Source organism: Rhodococcus sp. WMMA185 (genome assembly GCF_001767395.1).
Lineage (GTDB): Bacteria > Actinomycetota > Actinomycetes > Mycobacteriales > Mycobacteriaceae > Rhodococcus_F.
Genome location: NZ_CP017014.1, coordinates 451539 through 469154, shown reverse-complemented (window position 1 = coordinate 469154; position 17616 = coordinate 451539). Strand labels below are relative to the sequence as shown.

Here is a 17616-nt window from a genome sequence, read left to right as displayed (position 1 = left end):
CACAATAGCTCAGCCGATCGACAATGCTATTCCGTCGAGTATGTCGTGCTCGCTCACGACGAGGTGATCAATGCCGGCCTTCTTTTCGAACGCCTCGGCTAGAGCGAGAGTCACGATGGCACCGCCGCCGATCACGTCGGCCCTCCCCGGGTGCATCGGTCCGAGCGCCGACCTTTCGGCAACGGACATCGCAACCAGAGATTCACAAACCTCGCGCAGCCGTGGGAACGCGACGCTGGAGAGATGCACCTGATCCGCGTCGTACTCGGGCATGCCCAAGCCGAGAGCTGCAATCGTGGTCATCGTCCCCGCAACACCAACCCATGTGTGGGCCTGCTCGACCGGAACCCGGGCGAAGGCCTCGTCCAGACGCTCCTGAGTGAACGCGCGGGCCTGTTCGATCTGAGCATGTGTGGGCGGGTCGTCGTGGAGGCAACGTTCGGTGATCCGTACGCATCCGATATCGGCGGAGAACGCGGCATGGACGCCCGATGCGTCGCCCAGAACAACTTCGGTCGAACCCCCACCGAGATCGACGACGACGAACGGCCCCTGCGCCGAATCCAGTTCCCCGACAGCGCCGGTGAACGACAACCGGGCTTCCTCGTCGCCGGTGATCACCTCGGCTCCCGCTCCTGGGATCACCGCGCCGAGCACATCCCGGGTCATCGAGAAGAAGTCCTCCCGGTTGGATGCGTCGCGGGTAGCCGAGGTGGCGACCATGCGGGCGGCGGTGGCGCCGGCGTCGGCGATCATCCCGGCATACTCGACCAACGCGACCCGTGTGCGCTCGATCGCCTCCGGAGCCAAACGTCCTGTCGCGTCCACACCCTGCCCGAGCCGAACCACACGCATCTCACGACGAACGTCACGCAATGAGCCGTGATCGTCCACGTCGGCGATGAGAAGCCGAAGAGAGTTGGTGCCACAATCGACGGCAGCTACCCGTGTCATTGTTCTGCGCCCTCGGTGTTGTCGATACCGGGCCAATCGGCGCGAATCGCCGTGCCCCTCAACTTCCCCCCGGACGCCGACGCGGCCATAGCGACCGACTCGTCGCCCAGAGGATTGACACCCGGTCCCTTCGCGAGTGAATGCGCCATCAACACATGCAGGCACTTGACACGCTCGGGCATGCCCCCGCCGGTGAAATCCGTACCGAGAGGCTCGATCGCATCCCGCTCAGCGAGATACGACTCGTGGGCTCGCCGATACGCGGCCGCGAGTTCCGGATCCTGCGTGAGACGTTCGGTCATCTCCTTCATCACGCCGGCGGACTCCTGCCTGCTGGCTTCTGCGGTCAGTCGCGGGTCTGTCAGGTAGTACAACGTCGGAAACGGCGTGCCGTCGGGAAGCTTGGGCGCGGTCTTCACCACGCCCGGCCTGCCGTCTGGGCTGCGATACGCGATCTCGAGGACTCCACGTGGTTCGCGACCCAACTGGGCGGCAACAGCGTCGAGGTCTTCCTGCGACACGGGACTGGGCTGGTCGGACGAAGTGGTCACCCGGTGGGTTCTCCTGGTTCTGGCGGTACGGGCGGAGGCGCCTCTGGGGGCGCCGGAGCAGGCTGCACCTCAGGTGCCTCCGGTGGTTCCGAGATGGTGTTCCACAGATCGGAGTACCAGGGTCCCGACATTTCGGGATCCTCTTCCTCCGGCTTCTGTGGCTCCTGGTAGTCGCCGGGGAGCTGCACCTGGAACGGTGTGGCTCCAGGGTAGACCCACCGGAGCCGGCCCCGAGCCTCCGCAGCGATGTAGGCCGGATCGGAGTAGCGCTCCTCGAGAATCCGCAGGTTCTTCAGATCCTCTTCGAGTTGAACTCGTTCCGCCGCAAGACGATCCGCTTCACCGCGCTGGGTGAGGTAGGTCCGCAACGGAACAGCAAGGGTGAGCGCGAGAAGCAATATCACTACCACGAGGATCAGGGCCTGGCTGGTCGACAACCCGAGGATCGTGTGCGGCGGGCGAGAACTTCGAGTCGCCCCGGTCGCGCCCACCCGACTCTGGCGGGCGCGACCGGACAGTACCTTGCCGGTGTCAGCGCCTCCGACAACGTCCTGCTTGTCTTCGGCCTGCCCGGACGTAGTCGACTTCGTGGTGCGGGATCGGCGGCTACCGGGAGCCTTGTCGGCACGACGTCCACGAGCCCGCTCGCCACGCCCGGACCCACGGCCACCCGGGCTGGCCCCTGACGGCCGCGGCCTACCGCGCTGTGCCACCTACCCCCACACCCCTTACGTCGACCGTCAGCCTTCGAACGCGAACCGCGGGAAGGCGACTTCACCTGCATAGCGGGCGGCGTCGCCCAGGTTCTCCTCGATACGCAGAAGCTGGTTGTACTTCGCGACACGCTCGCTGCGCGCCGGCGCACCCGTCTTGATCTGCCCACTACCCACCGCCACCGCGAGGTCGGCGATGGTGGTGTCTTCGGTCTCGCCCGAGCGGTGGCTCATCATGGTCTTGTAGCCATTGCGGTGTGCGAGATCGACGGCGTCGAGAGTCTCGGTGAGAGTGCCGATCTGGTTGACCTTCACCAACAGCGCGTTGGCGGCACCCTTGACGATGCCCTCCTCCAGACGCTCGGGGTTGGTGACGAAAAGGTCGTCACCGACGAGTTGGATCTTGCTACCGATCTGATCGGTCAGGGTGACCCAGCCCTCCCAGTCATCCTCGTCGAGCGGGTCCTCGATGGACACGAGCGGGTACGCATCGATCAGTTCAGAATAGAAATCCGCCATCTGCGCGGCGGTTCGATTCGTACCTTCGAACTTGTAGCCGGCGCCCTTGGTATGGAACTCGGTAGCTGCGACGTCCAGTGCCAGCGCCACATCTGTTCCCAGGGTCAGGCCGGTCTTGCCGATGGCGACACTGATCAGGTCGAGTGCTTCCCTCGTACCTGCGACATCCGGAGCGAAGCCGCCTTCGTCGCCGAGCCCGGTGGCCAGGCCCTTCTCTTTCAGCACCGACTTGAGGGCGTGGTAGACCTCCGCACCCCAGCGCAGCGACTCCTTGAACGTGATGGCACCGATCGGGGCGACCATGAACTCTTGGACGTCGACGCCTGTGTCGGCATGCGCGCCACCATTGAGGATGTTCATCATCGGGACGGGCAGCACGTGCGCGTTGGGACCGCCGATGTAGCGGAAGAGGTCGAGTTCGGACGACGCCGCGGCTGCGCGTGCGACGGCCAGCGACACCCCGAGCAGCGCGTTGGCGCCGAGACGCGATTTGTCCGGAGTACCGTCGGCGTCGAGCAGCGCTTGGTCTACGGTGCGCTGTTCCGTGGCGTCGATACCGATGATCGCCGGAGCTATCTCATCCAAGACGGCGTTGACTGCCTTCTCGACACCCTTGCCGTTGTAGCGGTCACCACCGTCACGCAGTTCGACGGCCTCGTGCTCACCTGTCGATGCACCCGACGGAACCGCAGCACGAGAGAAACTGTTGTCGTCCAGCGCAACCTCGACCTCGACGGTTGGGTTACCACGGGAGTCCAGGATCTCGCGCGCTCCGACCTGCTCAATGATGGACACTGGCTGATTCTCCTTTTATGGGCTTCGCACTGACCGGTCCGATAGTGCCAGGACACCAGATCGTGCCTTCAAACAGCGTAGCCGCACGAGTAAAACCGCCGCGGTATGGCACGCCCCGCCCAGGGCGTGTGGCGTGGTGAACTACGGACGAACACCCACGGAATACGCCGAGGCCCGATCGCGGACCAGCGAGAGATACTCGACCGACTGGTTGTAGGCCAGCAGGGCCGTCTGCCACCCTTCCGGCGTCGTCAAGTCGCCACCGCGGGCACACAGATACAGGGCTGCGGTCAGCGAAGCGTCGTCGATGTTGTCCGGGTCGGCCACACCGTCACCATTTGCATCGACACCCCACCGCTGCCAAGTCTCCGGAATGAACTGGAGCGGACCCATCGCGCGGTCGTACTCCGCGTCGCCGTCCATCGCCGCACCGTCGGTGTCGGGAATCTCCGCTACACCCGGTCTTCCGTCGAGAGGTATGCCCCGAATCTCCGGTGTCACCTGCCCGTCAGCCGCGACTCGCGATCCGCCGTAGGTGCCGTGGTTGCTTTCGACACTGCCGATTCCGGCGATCGTAGTCCACCCGATCCCGCATTCCGGCCTCACTTCCGCCATCACCGCCGCGGCGTAGCCGTATGCCTCGAGAGCAGTAGTTCCGATGCCGATCGAATCCGCAAAGCCAGCCGCCCAATCCCGCAATTGCTCAGCTGATCGCCCCGGCGCGTTGATGTCGATCGGCGGGATTGCGACACCCCTCCCGGGTGGGATCCCGTCGGGCACCACGATCCGCGGCTGCCGCTCCAGCGAGCACGCACCGAAGGCGAGAACCATGACTACGGCTCCAGAGAGGTAAGCCGACAGCGACCCCAGTCGTCGGGAACGTCGGATCGGACGGGAGGGGCATCGAGGCACCGCTCCATCATCCACACGAAAGGTCCGGACGCTAATCCGCACCGCGTATGTGCTCGTCGCACCCATTGGACCCGGTGCGACGAGCACACAGGGTCCGCAGATCGCGCGGATTATCCACAGACTGCACTATCGAGCCCCCGAAGAAGGCGCCGCCCGTGCACGCTGACTTCATGGATTCGGAACCTGCAGGGCTCATATGGCGCCGCACTATGCTGGCACACGGCTATACGGACGGCGAACTGCACCGCTCTCGGACGTGCGGTGCCCTGGTACCCGTCCGACGGGGCGCGTACCTGCGCAAAGACGACTTCACCCAACTCGACACATTAGGGCAACACCGTGTTCTGGCGCAGGCCACGGCCTTGGCCTCACTTTCTGACACAGCGGTCAGTCACGCCTCCGCGCTGGCCCTGCACGGAATCGAACTCTGGAACGTTCCCCTCGCGCTGGTCCATCTCACGGTCAACCGCAACCGTGGTGGCAAGAAGAGTCGGCGTCGCCACCTACACGCGGCCCCGTTCGATCCGGATGAGGTGACCGTAATCGACGGAATCACCGTCACGACAGTGGCTCGGTCCATTGTCGACTTCGCACGTACCGTTCCGTTCGAGCAGGCCGTGGTTTCCGGAGATCATGCGCTCCGTCTCGGGTTCACCGACCGCCGAGAGTTGGCGGAAGCAGTCGCCAGGGCGCACCACCGTACCGGTGCGCGCCGAGCCGAGCGGGCCGTCTCGTTCATGGACGGGCTCAGCGAAAGCGTCGGCGAATCGCGCAGTCGGGTTCTCCTCCATCGCTCGGGCATGCCAAGACCCGAACTCCAGCGGATCGTGCACAGCCTCGACGGGCGGCCGATCGGCAGGGTGGACTTTCTGTGGCGCGAGCGTGGAGTCGTCGGGGAGTTCGATGGCATGGGCAAATACGCGATGAACTCCACTCTCACCGAGTCGGAGGCCGTACGGAACGAGAAGCGACGTGAGGACGAGTTGCGCGCGACCGGCGCTGCCGTCGCCCGATGGACGTGGAAGCACCTGGACGACCCGACCAGTGTTGTCGCACGGATTCGGCGCGCGTTCGAGATCGCCGGCCGATCCGCACCCACTCTGTCCGTTTCGCACCCGCCCGAACCATTGCGACGCGCACAGTAGGTCCGCGGATCCTTTTGGATCCTGCCCTCTGCTCAATCTCGCAAGCCTCACGAAGGCCAATGGTCGGTCCAGTCTTCCTCTCGGAGAACGGATTTACCTTGCGCGCGAGCCGAGTTCTCGGCTCTCCTTATGCGCTCGATGAACATCTGGGTGGTGGCGCGCAGGGCGGTCTCGGCCTCCGCCTCGGCGACCATTCCTGCCTCGAGTTCGGCCGGCACCAGTTCCGGCGGGAGCCCGGCCTTGCTCGCGCGAGCGACCACCTTGGCCGCGAGAGACGCGGCAGGCTGACTCGATGCGATACCGTCCAGACACGAACTCCGCGCCTTCTCTGAGACCTTCCGGATCTCCCACGCCCGCTCCTGCTCGGCGATGTCGATCGGCCCGACGACATCTCTACCGAGGTGGGGACTGCGGTGCGCAAGCTTCGCTACAAGGGCCCCAGCCACATCGTCGACGTCGAAGGCGTCTGCCGCCGCCGCGATACGCGAATGGAACAGTACCTGCAGCAGCAGGTCACCCAGCTCTTCCCGGAGGCCATCGGAATCGTCGGATTCGATGGCGTCGAGCACTTCATACGTTTCCTCTACGAGGTAGTGCGACAGGGTGCGGTGTGTCTGCGTGGCCTCCCACGCCCCGTAGCCCCACAATCGGTCCATCACCTCGGCGGCCTCGACGAGGTTGTCACCCGGAACCTTCGGTGGTTCCACAACCCGGTCCCCCGCCGCCACCCGTGCACGGACGGCGGGGTGGTTGGAATCCGTCGTGACCAGAACGTCCGCTCCGGGTGCAAGCGTCAATAGCTGTCGAACTTGCTCGGGTACTTCTGCGGTGAACTCCACACCGTCGCCGACCAACCCGACGGCCTCCATCGGGAGCATCGTCGGGCGCATGGGATCGAGCAGAACTACCGTCATAAGTCAGGCCTCCATCACCACGGAACCAGCGGCTTTGCCGTCCAGTGCAAGCAAGAGGTCCGCGATGTACTGCACCAATTCCAGATCGCGCACCCGATCTGCACCCACTCCGCCCGAACCTGCCCTGGGCAGCGGCAACTGCACCATGCCTGTGGTGGCACGGTACCGGGCGCTCGGATAGATCCGCTTGAGACGCAACTGCTTCGAATCCGGCAACGCCATCGGGGAGATCTTCAACTGTGTGCCCACGACCGCGACTTCCTCGATGCCGTACTCGCGACACAGCAGCCTCAGCTTCGCTATGGACACCAGTCGTCGCAACTCTTCGGGCAGCGGGCCGTACCGATCGACCAGTTCCTCTACCACCGCAGCGATTTCGTCGAGCACCCCTGCCGCCGCGAGCTTGCGGTAGCCTTCGAGTCTCAATCGGTCGCTGGTGACGTAGTTGGGAGGAATGTGCGCATCGACGGGCAAGTCGATGCGGACTTCCCGAGGAGTCTCGGTGGCATCGATAGGTTTGCCGTCTGCTGCCGCACGAAACGCCTCGACTGCCTCCCCGACCAACCTGACGTACAGGTCGAACCCGACACCGGCCACGTGGCCGGACTGCTCGGCCCCTAATACGTTTCCGGCTCCACGGATCTCGAGATCCTTCATCGCGACGGCCATACCAGCACCGAGGTCGGAGTTCTGCGAGATGGTTGCGAGGCGATCGTAGGCAGTTTCGGTGAGCGGAATCTCCGGCGGGTAGAGGAAGTACGCGTACCCGCGCTCGCGGCTACGCCCGACTCGACCACGCAGCTGGTGCAACTGCGAGAGCCCAAGAGAGTCCGCACGCTCAACGATGAGGGTGTTGGCGTTCGAGATGTCCAGACCCGTTTCGACGATGGTGGTACACACCAGCACGTCGTAGTCGCGTTCCCAGAATCCCTGCACGGTCCGCTCGAGGGTGTCCTCGTTCATCTGGCCGTGCGCCACCACCACCCGCGCTTCGGGTACGAGATCACGAATGCGTTGGGCCGCCTTGTCGATCGAGCTGACTCGGTTGTGGACGTAGAAGACCTGCCCGTCACGCAGCAGCTCGCGCCGAATGGCCGCGGCCACCTGCTTGTCGGCGTACGCACCGACGTAGGTGAGGATCGGGTGCCGCTCCTCCGGCGGCGTCAGAATCGTCGACATTTCTCGGATTCCCGCCATGCTCATCTCGAGGGTTCGCGGAATCGGAGTTGCTGACATGGTCAGAACGTCCACATGGGTGCGGAGCGCCTTGATGTGCTCCTTGTGCTCGACGCCGAAGCGCTGCTCTTCGTCGACGATCACGAGTCCGAGATCTTTCCAGCGAACCGCGGTCTGCAGTAGGCGGTGCGTGCCGATCACCACGTCGACTTCGCCGTCGGCCATCCCGTCGATTATCTCCTTGGCCTCGGCCGTATGCGTGAAACGGGACAGCCCGCGAACCGTGATCGGGAACGCTGCCATGCGTTCGGTGAACGTTTGCAGGTGCTGTTGCGCGAGGAGCGTTGTCGGTACCAGAACCGCCACCTGCTTGCCGTCCTGCACAGCCTTGAACGCTGCCCGCACCGCGATCTCGGTCTTGCCGTAGCCGACGTCGCCGATGACGACGCGGTCCATCGGCACAGCCTTCTCCATGTCAGCCTTGACCTCACTGATCACGGTCAGCTGATCGTGTGTCTCCGTGAACGCGAAGGCATCCTCCATCTCCTTCTGCCATGGCGTGTCGGGGCCGAAGGCGTGACCGGGTGCCGCCTGCCGCGCCGCGTACAACTGCACGAGTTCACCGGCGATCTCGCGAACCGCCTTGCGCGCCTTGCGTTTGGTATTCGCCCAGTCAGACCCACCGAGCTTGCTGAGGGCGGGAAGTTCGCCGCCGACATACCGCGAGAGTTGATCGAGAGACTCCATCGGAACAAACAGGCGGTCACCCGGATGTCCCCGCTTGCTGGCGGCATACTCGATCACGAGATATTCGCGGCGCGCGCCACCGATGGTCCGCTCGACCATTTCGACGAATCGTCCGATTCCGTGCTGGTCGTGCACCACCATGTCGCCAGCCGTCAGCGCAAGGGGGTCCACCTGGTTGCGGCGCTTCGCCGGCAGCCTCTTGCCGTCGCCGACCGCGGCCACCCGATTGCCGGTGAGATCCGTCTCCGTGACGATGACCAGACCCGGGGTCGCGTCATCGCCGGGCAACACGAGTCCGTCGTGAAGCGAACCCCTCAACACGCCGACCTGGCCGCGCACAGGTTCCGACCCGGGTGCGAGTTCCGTCGCAGGCACTTCCGCCTCGTGAAGCCGCTCGAGCACGCGATGCGCGGTGCCGGAACCTGCGACCACGACGACGGCACGCCCGCCGGTGGTCACATGGGCCCGCAAGTTCACGAATAGTTCCGCCAGAAGGTCATCGGAGCCTCGCACCTGCGGCGCCGGGGTGACCGCCAGCTCCAGTTCCTCGCCGCTGCCCGAGGCGAGCGGACTGAGATTCCACCATGCAAGTCCGGCGGCCTCCGCAGATTCTCGGACCTGGCGAAGCGAGCGGTAAGCGGAGGCGCCGAGATCGATACCGCCTCCCGCCAGTACCGAGGTGTCGAGCGGGGCGGCACCACCGATCGAGGCCGCCGTCCATGACGCTTCGAGGAATTCTTGGCCCGTTCGGACGAGGTCGGTGGCCCGAGTCCGGATCTTCTCCGGATCGCACAGGAGGATGTGTGCGCCATCGGGCAGCACATCGGTGAGCAGTTGCAGTTGGCCGGGCCGCAGCACCGGTAGCAACGCCTCCATCCCCTCTACCGGGATGCCGCCTGACACCTTGTCGAGCATCTCGACGAGCGCGGCGTCAGCCTGGTTGTCAACGGCGAGTTGAGCAGCGCGGGCCCGGACGTCCTCGGTGAGGAGGAGTTCGCGGCAAGGCGGCGCGACTACGGACCCGATTTCGAGTTCGGGCAGCGATCGCTGGTCGGCCACCGAGAAAGCGCGTAGTTCGGTGACTTCGTCGCCCCAGAATTCGACGCGGACCGGGTGGTCGGCGGTGGGTGAGAAGAAGTCCAGAATGCCTCCGCGGACCGCGAACTCGCCGCGCTTGCCCACCATGTCGACGCGGGTGTACGCCATGTCGACGAGCCGCTGGATCAACCCGTCGAAGTCGTGTTCAGTACCTTCGCGCAGGGTGATGGGTTCGATCTCACCGAGGCCAGGCGCCATGGGCTGCACGAGCGACCGGACCGTGGTGACGATGACACGCAGCGGCGCCCCGTAGGCCGGGTCGTCGGGCCGCGCGAGCCTGCGGAGTACCTCCATACGACGGCCGACCGTGTCGGCACTCGGGGACAACCGCTCGTGCGGGAGCGTCTCCCAGGAGGGGAACTGCGCCACGCCGTCACCGATCATTTCCTGCAGCTCGGCGGTGAGGTCGTCGGCCTCTCGGCCGGTCGCGGTGACCATCAGCAGATGTGTGCGCTCGGCGAGTGCTGCAGCCACGAACGGGCGGGCGGACGGGGGCGCGACGACATCGAGGTGATCTCGCCCGAGCGCCTCGACAACCTGCGTGATGACACCGTCGCCCAGCGCAATCTTCGCCAAACCTGCTAGCGGCGTGTCGGCGGAGGGCTCGGTAGCGATGAGCGGGGAAGACAACGACACACTCCTGAGCAGTGATGACGAACTGCCGGCGAACAGCGTGGGCCGGGACGAACGGCTAGTTGCGGACTGAGCCAGCCTAGTCGATATCCCATGGGGGTGGATCGGGGTTGCCGCCCCGCCGCGCGCCGCTGCCCGTGAACGATCAATTACAGCCCCACCTCGATGGATCCGGCGGCCAGTAACTCGCCGATCTTTTCTGCTGAGACCGGCCGACTGAACAGAAACCCCTGTGCACGATGGCACCCCATTTCGAGCAGTTGCCGCGCAGACTCGACGTTCTCGACGCCTTCTGCGACCAGTTCGAGGCCGAACGACTCGGCAAGCCCGACGATGGACTTGACGATCGCCCGGTCCTCGGGGTTGGTGTCCAGGTCCATCACGAAGCCTTTGTCTATCTTCAGGGTGCTTACCGGCAACGCCTTGAGGTGGCTGAGCGAGCTGTAACCCGTTCCGAAGTCGTCGATCGCAACCTCGACGTCCATCTCGTGTAGTCCTTCGAGTGCCTGACGGGTCCACGTCAGATCACTGAGGACCGCATTCTCGGTGATCTCGAGGCACAGCGCACCTTTGCGAAGATCGAACTCTTTCACTGACTTCCCGACGACGTCGAGGAAGTCCAGTCCAGCCAGTTGTCCCGGAGACACGTTGACTCGAAGGCCGAGATCGAGACCGGGCATCTGCGTCCGCCACAGCGCCCACTGCCGGCATGCTGTCCGGATCACCCAGCGGCCGAGCTCGCCCGCCACGTTGGTCGCCTCGGCGACGTCGATGAACGATGCCGGTTGCAGCAATCCGAGCAACGGGTGACGCCAGCGCACCAGGGCCTCTACCCCGACTATCCGCCCGGTCCGAAGATCGATCTCCGGCTGGTATTCGAGAAACAGCGATTCGTCTGCGATGGCAGCGCGCAGGCTGAGTTCGATCAGGTTGCGCTTTTCGCTCTCTTCCTGCATCGCGTCGGTGAAGACGGTGATCGCGTTCCCGCCCTTGGTCTTGGCCACCATGACGGCTTGGTCTGCCTGACTCAGGAGTGAACTGGTGGTGGCCTCGCCGGGGCGCCCAGCGGCCACACCGATGCTGACGCTGCGACTGACCACCTCGCGGCCCAGGTGAACGCGCTCGGTTACCACGTCCCGAATGTGGCGTGCCCGCGCTTCGGCATCTTCGAGGCTGACGGAGCCGCCCAGTACGAGCACGAATTCGTCGCCACCGAGTCTTGCAACGAGATCGTCGGCCTCACTCGCCGCCCGCAGGCGCTCCGCGATCGTCGAGATGAAACCGTCACCCGCCCCGTGGCCGAAGAAGTCGTTGAGGGGTTTGAGCCGATCCAGATCCAGGAAGAGAACCGCGACGGGACCGGGCTCGGCGGAGTTCAACCGGGTATCGAGATGGTGATAGAGCGCTCGCCTGTTGCAAAGACCGGTGAGCGGATCGTGGTCGGCTGAGTGCCGCAGTTGCTCTTCGACCACGATGCGTGCCTGTACCTGTGCCAGCAGGGCTGCGATCGCTTTGAGGACGTCGAGTTCCGCCGGTGTCCAGTCGCGGTCTCCGAACTTGATGAATCCGAGCGTGCCCGTCGTGATCTCCCCTGACAGCAGCGGGACGGCGGCCAGTGATACCTCCGGCACGCCCGACGCCTCACGCACCCGTTCGTTGTAGTCGGGGCCCGATGCCTCTGGGCGGAAGTGGGCCACCTCCTTCTGGTGTTCGATCTGAGCGAACGTCGAGTCGGCGTCCTTGAAGTACACGACTCCGAGAGGGTCCGGATCGGGAACGAATGGCCTCGGTGGATACTCCGCGATCAGCACCGTTGCCCCGATATCGTGATCGGTGAACCGGAGAAAACAGGTGTCGACCTCGAAATGTTCGACGAGATCTTGCAGTACCCGCGTGGCCACAGGGACAAACGAGACCGCATCGACGGGTGTAAGCCGGGACGCGACGGTCGTGACCAGGGTGTCGAGTTTCTCTTGTCGCTTCGCGCTGTGCACAGGCCCTCCCGTCACCATGCCGATGTCCGCTTCCGGACTCGATCGGTGCGTCGCTCGCTCCGCACCGACGGATCCGCAGCATGACTGAGGCGTAGCACCAGGGCGAGAGACTCGTTTTCCTTCGCCCGGACGATATCGCGGAGTTCCCTCTGCAGTCTCAGCAATGACGACCCGTATCGGGGTGAGAGTTGGTCGAGTTCCATTTCTCCCATTGCGTACAGAAACACCGGGGAAATCGGATGAACAGCCAGGCCGAGCGACTGTGCCTCGATCCACACACTCTCAGTTGCTGCCCCGCCGCGCACATAGTCGCGAGCGCTGCTGCCCGGAACCGCGATCACAGCGATGGCCGAACTCGACACCACACGGTCCTCCGTGAACCTTCCGAGCGCGTAGCCCCCGTCCTGCAGGGCCACGCGTTCCATGACTTCCGGGCGACGCAGCAACATCAAGGTCGACAGTTCCGCCGGATCAAGCTCGAGCGCGCGAATGTCGATGCCCGTATCGACAGAGTCGGTAGGGGGCCACCGTAACTCACCGACCATCTCCCGGTGCAAGGTCGGCGTGAGGAATCGGATTCGGTCCGATTCCGCCAAGACGGCGCCGATCGCCGCGATGTCCTCGCGATCGGTCGTCAGGCAGAGGCGGGCACCTTCACGAGATGTGGCCAGCTCGAGGGCGGCCACCTGGGTGTCGGTCAGTCGGCGTGGCTCACCCAGTCGTCGATTGGTGGTCCGGTCGAGCATCTGCTCGTACCTGCTCGTCAACTCCCGGTCGTTTCCGCTGCCGAACTTCAAGGTGGCGATCGGCTGCCCCGGCCGCGCATCGTGGACCGTCACGGCACCGAGCAGTCCGGCGGCGGACGCGGCTATCCGTGCGTTGTGGAGAGCGGCGCCGACTGCGACACAACTCCCGCGGTAGCCCACGTCCATGGTCGTTGTGCACTCCGGAGCAACCGACAGACTCATTCCCTCCGCCGTCGAAATGATCGTCCACGGCTGGGCATTGCCACCGGAGGGCGCCCGCATCGCAGCACGCAGGATCGAATCGACATCGCGCGGCGATGCTTGTCTTCCCAGTCCCTCGGGTGCCTGTGAAGGAGCGGGAAGTACGACCGGCGGCGGCGGATCGGCCAAGTAGTCGAGGTTCTGGTCCAGATCCATCCGGCACCGGCCCGACGCGAGCGGTAGTCCGAGCCCGATACGACGAACCGCCGCCGCAACTTCCGCCCCGCCGAGCAGGACGTCTCCACCGAGTTGGGGCCAGGTGGATATCGTCTCGTTCACCTCGACCAGGGAGGCCGCCATCGTCGCGGACAAGTGACCGGCATCGAGAATCTGAAGGATCAGCGGAATCTTGTCGCGAGAGTCGAGTCCGGCGAGCGATTCCATGTCGAGATCGCCGACTAGGCCGTGGAAGATCGCACGCTCCGGCTCATCGTCGAATCGTTCCACGTCAAGCAGGCCTCTGTCGCTGGTCGCCATGAGGACCGGTATGCCCATGCGCCGGGCCTCGCGTCGCAGGGACACCTTGACGTCCAAGGAATCGCACTCGTCGATTACGACGTCGGCACCCTTCAGGAATTCGGCCACCGAGCCGATGCCCAGCCCTTCCTCCCACAACGTGACAGCGACGTACGGATCGATTTCGGCGATACGACGGGCCGCCACGACCGCCTTGTTCACACCGAGGTCGAATACCGTGCCCGGAACTCGGTTCAGATTGGACAGCTCGAGAACGTCGAAGTCCGCAAGTCGCAGTGCCCCACACGCCCCTTCCAACGTCAGAGCCAACGCGACCGCGTGACCCACACTCAATCCGACGATCGCGACGGTCACATCCCTCAGTCGCTCTTGTTCGCTCGCGGTGATCTTGTTCCGGTTGCGATCGAGTCGCAACAGCCGGAACGAGTTCGGACCCAGCAAGCGCACAGCTGTCTTTCGCCAGGGGTAGTACGCCCACACCGGCGCCTCGTCCAGCACGTCCGAATCCGGGGTGGGTAGGAGCGAACGCAGAGCAACCCTTTGCTCATCGAGTTTATCGACGAAGGTCACCTCGGGGTCGCGGCGAAGACTGTCGAGTACCTCGGCGGCGAGGTGATCCTCGTCGAGCAGCAATGCGGTGTGGTCACCGCAACTTTCCTTCACGAAACGCTCCGATTCTGTCTGCCGACGCTCCGGGCCCCCGAATCCGCGGTCGACGACGGATTCGATCGTGACGTCGTGAGCAACAGTTGAGCCAGCTGCATGAATTCGGAGCGGCCCCGACGCCTATTGCGATCCCACCACATCAGCCGCGTCTGGTAGCGATCATCCGGATATGGCACGGGTGCAATGTGTTGTGCCACCACGCCGCCGGAGGATCCCCAGGTGGTCAAGACATGGGTGGCGGCCGTCGCGAGCATGAATTGAACGTCGAGGAGATCCATCGAAAAGGTGCCGATACGGGCGAGCGCTGCCACCAGTTCACCCCGTCTCGGTGCGCTGTCCGATACCCAGGCACCCTTCGCCTCGATGACACCGAATGGGAGACGATCCTCGATCATCCGGCGCACTGCGGGAGCACCCGGATCCGTTCCCCATTCCGTGACCGCATGGGCCTGATCTGCAGATCGGTAGGGGCCGTGGATCCGCAATCCGCCGGCGACCGATTCACCCGCATCGATGGCGACGAGGAACAAGGCCGTGGAGCTTCCGTCGCGTATCCGGCTCAGTTCGAGTGCCTTTTCGGCACCGTATTTTCGATAGCCGACTATCGCCCCTTCCAGATACGCATCCCACAGAGTCGGTTCCGCGGGGGCCCGCGCTACGACGAAACGACATTCCGAACGTGAATCCCATACGCTCAGGGTTCGATCCGGTCGGGTGTTGAGCGAGGATGAGTGGATCTGCGGGTTCGACAACTGCTGAACAGGCATTGAATTTCCCATCAGGTGTTGCGCACTAATTCGCCGGACTCACGGGATCGAAATCCCTCGAGATCTGGAAACAACGACACCCGGTTAAAGCCCCGCAGCCATCCATTTTCCGCATATGTCCCGAGTTTGCCACCCCTGGATGACACGAATTGATATAAAAATGGACTTCAGGTCGAAAAATTCCGGCAAATCACTCAGAGAAATACGGGTTCGACGTTACTCGGAGCGTGGAAGGCTTCGATCTTCTCTGTATTGACGCGTGCATAGGAGGGCTTGATGCGGCTCCTCGGCCGGCTCGGCTGGGATCCACTCGTCTTCGACCGAGTCAGACGCGAGCATCCGCCGGCGCGAACGCGGCAACACACCCTGCAGGTACCCGGACGAGAACGCCCCCGAAGAAGTGCGGACCAGTCCCCTAGGGGGATTCGTCGCCCGCCTTTTCCAATGCGCGTCTGGGGCCATCGCAGGCGAGCCCGCCACCCAACCTCTCGTCGCGTTCGACAATGCAAGGCGGCATCGGGCATCCTCCGACGTCATCGACAAATCGGCCACGCAATGGCATTTGGCATCCGCCCCAAACAATTCGGGGACGGAATTTCACTCAAGCATCGCCCGCATCGTCGACTGTTTACAGTTTGCGACATTGATTTCGCAATGTCCGACTCCATGGTTGGCCCCAGCCGAGACCCTGCACTCCGATTCACGGAAAAAATCAAAGAGATGCGTCACTGCGTGAAATACATACCAGAAGTTTGTTAATACGCCGGATCGTGTCTATTAGTATCGAAACTTATTCGCTAGCGCAACAAACGGCGAGAGGCGAACTGCCTGAAGTACGCCAATTTCGATCCGTCCACCAGGCCAGGAAGTATGAGGTACCAAACCCGCTCGATTCGGCGAGGCAGATCGTCGAATGCGTCGGTCGCGCTCGCGACGACATAGGCGCCCATCCACGAGCTCAGCAGAAATGTGGGCAGCGCCGCCGCGGCGGCGTCGTCCTCCACAAGGATGTCGCCCTCCTCGACAGCTCGAGCAACAAGCCGTTCGAAGCCTTCCAGCCATGCGAGGACCAGGTTGCCCTGCGTGCCCTGGTAGTCGCCGATCTCATGCTGCAAGCGCAGCATCGCCGCGACGATCGGATCGGAACTGGCCTTTTCGATGGCAACGTAGGACAGTGCGACCAGTGCTTCCAGCGCCGGGGCAGACCCGTCCCTCGCGGAGGTCACTTCGGCACCGAGCCGGACTTGGCCCTCATCGACCACTCCACGGGCAAGATCTTCTTTGGAACTGAAGTGGAAGTACAGCGCTCCCTTGGTGACACCGGACTGCTCGATGATCTCGTTGAGCCCCGCGTTGGCATAGCCGAGGCGCAGAAATACGTCGGCTGCAGCAGTAAGCACCGAAGCCCGAGTAACCTCTGCCCGAACCTGTCTCGCCATCGACCGCCTTCCGAACAACCCCCCGGCGGGGCGAATAATCCCCGCAAACCCTAGCACCCCATAGGCTTGGCGCCGCCGATATTAGACCGCAAGTCGGAGGATGAGAACCTGTTCCTTATTCCGACGCCGGTGGTTGGTCAGTACCCAACTGCGGATCCGCCTCGAGATTGGTCAGCCCGTTCCAGCACAGGTTCACCAAGTGCGCGGCCACGACCTCCTTCGGCGGCGTCCGTTCGTCGAGCCACCATGTCGCGGTTGTCGACACCATGCCCACGAGAGCCTGCGCATAGAGCAGGGCGAGATCGGGATTGAATCCCCGGCGCTCGAAATCGCCGGCGAGGATGTGTCCCACCTGGCCGATGGCCTCGTTCAGAAGACTCGAGTAGGTGCCGTCCGGTGCCGCCACCGGAGAGTCGCGAACGAGGATCCGGAACCCGTCCGTGTGCTCCTCGACGTACGTCAGCAACGCCAGGGCAACCCGTTCGACCCGGATCCGGGACCGATTCTGCGTCAGCGAGGACGTGATCATTTCGAGCAACCGCGACATATCGCGGTCCACGACCACGGCATAGAGCCCCTCCTTGCCTCCGAAGTGCTCGTACACGACCGGCTTGGAGACTTGCGCCCGTTGAGCAATCTCCTCGATCGACGCCGCCTCGTAGCCTCTCTCCGCGAACAGGGCCCGGCCGATCTCGATGAGTTGCTCCCGGCGTTGCGTACCGGTCATCCGGGTTCGCGCAACCCGCTCGGGGGGCGAACCGCTATCGGTGGCTCGGGGCACCGAAACACCATCCTTTCCTGACCGTCACAGCGGGAGGTGCCGCGAAAGTGGCACAGAAACACTGCAGGCAGCGCCTACTCTATCGGTGTGCGTGTCACAAATTTCCGAAGCGGTTCGACGTGTGGCGGGTCGGCATGCGAGGATTCTTTCGCGTAATCGGGCACAACGACCCGTGAGCGCGGCAATCCGCCGTGGTGTAATGGCAGCACCTCTGATTTTGGTTCAGATAGTTCAGGTTCGAGTCCTGGCGGCGGAGCGCGAGCCTGCGGAGCGCTTTCACGGGCGTGCGCGCGGAGCCTCCGGGGTTCTTTCGGGGCCTGAGCGCGGA

At 64.1% G+C, this 17616-nt stretch carries 13 protein-coding genes and 1 tRNA gene; 2 read left to right on the top strand and 12 right to left on the bottom strand.

The genetic code is table 11. The annotated features are described in order from the left end of the window. Positions 1-9: 9 nt before the first annotated feature. The 5 genes from BFN03_RS01970 to BFN03_RS01950 all read right to left on the bottom strand — a co-directional run bounded on the left by BFN03_RS01970 (position 10) and on the right by BFN03_RS01950 (position 4444). Positions 10-954 carry a Ppx/GppA phosphatase family protein gene (locus tag BFN03_RS01970; protein ID WP_070377595.1) on the bottom strand — a complete coding sequence of 315 codons (945 nt, stop codon included), beginning with the start codon at positions 952-954 and terminating at the stop codon, positions 10-12. Then, a complete protein-coding gene (locus BFN03_RS01965; RefSeq protein ID WP_070377594.1) occupies positions 951-1505 on the bottom strand; it encodes a DUF501 domain-containing protein in 555 nt (184 codons plus the stop codon). Before BFN03_RS01965 ends, BFN03_RS01970 begins: the two co-directional genes overlap by 4 nt. Next, on the bottom strand, positions 1502-2218 hold the full coding sequence (locus tag BFN03_RS01960; protein ID WP_070377593.1) for an FtsB family cell division protein: 717 nt from the start codon (positions 2216-2218) through the stop codon (positions 1502-1504). Before BFN03_RS01960 ends, BFN03_RS01965 begins: the two co-directional genes overlap by 4 nt. A gap of 27 nt (positions 2219-2245) precedes the next feature. Next, the gene (gene eno, locus BFN03_RS01955) at positions 2246-3532 is read right to left on the bottom strand and encodes a phosphopyruvate hydratase (RefSeq protein ID WP_070377592.1); all 1287 of its coding nucleotides are present in this window, start codon (positions 3530-3532) and stop codon (positions 2246-2248) included. Between the two features lie 141 nt (positions 3533-3673). Further along, complete coding sequence (locus BFN03_RS01950; protein WP_070380532.1) at positions 3674-4444, bottom strand: lytic transglycosylase domain-containing protein; 771 nt, start codon at positions 4442-4444, stop codon at positions 3674-3676. Between the two features lie 170 nt (positions 4445-4614). On the opposite strand from BFN03_RS01950, the gene BFN03_RS01945 reads away from it, so the two are divergent. Next, positions 4615-5589, top strand: coding sequence for a hypothetical protein (locus tag BFN03_RS01945; RefSeq protein WP_070380531.1), 975 nt, complete (start codon positions 4615-4617; stop codon positions 5587-5589). 47 nt (positions 5590-5636) lie between these two features. On the opposite strand, the gene BFN03_RS01940 is transcribed toward BFN03_RS01945, so the two are convergent. From BFN03_RS01940 to BFN03_RS01910, 7 genes are all read right to left on the bottom strand, one after another. After that, a complete protein-coding gene (locus BFN03_RS01940) occupies positions 5637-6503 on the bottom strand; it encodes a MazG family protein (protein ID WP_070377591.1) in 867 nt (288 codons plus the stop codon). 3 nt (positions 6504-6506) lie between these two features. Beyond that, positions 6507-10154, bottom strand: coding sequence for a transcription-repair coupling factor (gene mfd / locus BFN03_RS01935; protein ID WP_070380530.1), 3648 nt, complete (start codon positions 10152-10154; stop codon positions 6507-6509). Positions 10155-10306: 152 nt separating this feature from the next. Beyond that, positions 10307-12151, bottom strand: coding sequence for a putative bifunctional diguanylate cyclase/phosphodiesterase (locus BFN03_RS01930; RefSeq protein WP_070380529.1), 1845 nt, complete (start codon positions 12149-12151; stop codon positions 10307-10309). An 11-nt stretch (positions 12152-12162) separates the two neighbouring features. Continuing rightward, positions 12163-14298, bottom strand: a complete 2136-nt coding sequence (locus tag BFN03_RS01925; RefSeq protein WP_070377590.1) for an Rv1355c family protein — start codon at positions 14296-14298, stop codon at positions 12163-12165. Further along, positions 14295-15068: a hypothetical protein gene (locus tag BFN03_RS01920; RefSeq protein WP_070380528.1), complete on the bottom strand. Its 774-nt coding sequence runs from the start codon at positions 15066-15068 to the stop codon at positions 14295-14297. Before BFN03_RS01920 ends, BFN03_RS01925 begins: the two co-directional genes overlap by 4 nt. Positions 15069-15865: 797 nt before the next feature. After that, entirely contained in the window at positions 15866-16507 is a 642-nt protein-coding gene (locus tag BFN03_RS01915) for a ScbR family autoregulator-binding transcription factor (protein ID WP_070377589.1), read from the bottom strand. 115 nt (positions 16508-16622) lie between these two features. Then, positions 16623-17234, bottom strand: a complete 612-nt coding sequence (locus BFN03_RS01910; protein ID WP_232320573.1) for a TetR/AcrR family transcriptional regulator — start codon at positions 17232-17234, stop codon at positions 16623-16625. Positions 17235-17473: 239 nt separating this feature from the next. Here BFN03_RS01910 and BFN03_RS01905 point away from each other — a divergent pair. Further along, positions 17474-17544, top strand: a tRNA-Gln gene (locus tag BFN03_RS01905). The last annotated feature ends 72 nt before the right edge of the window (positions 17545-17616 follow it).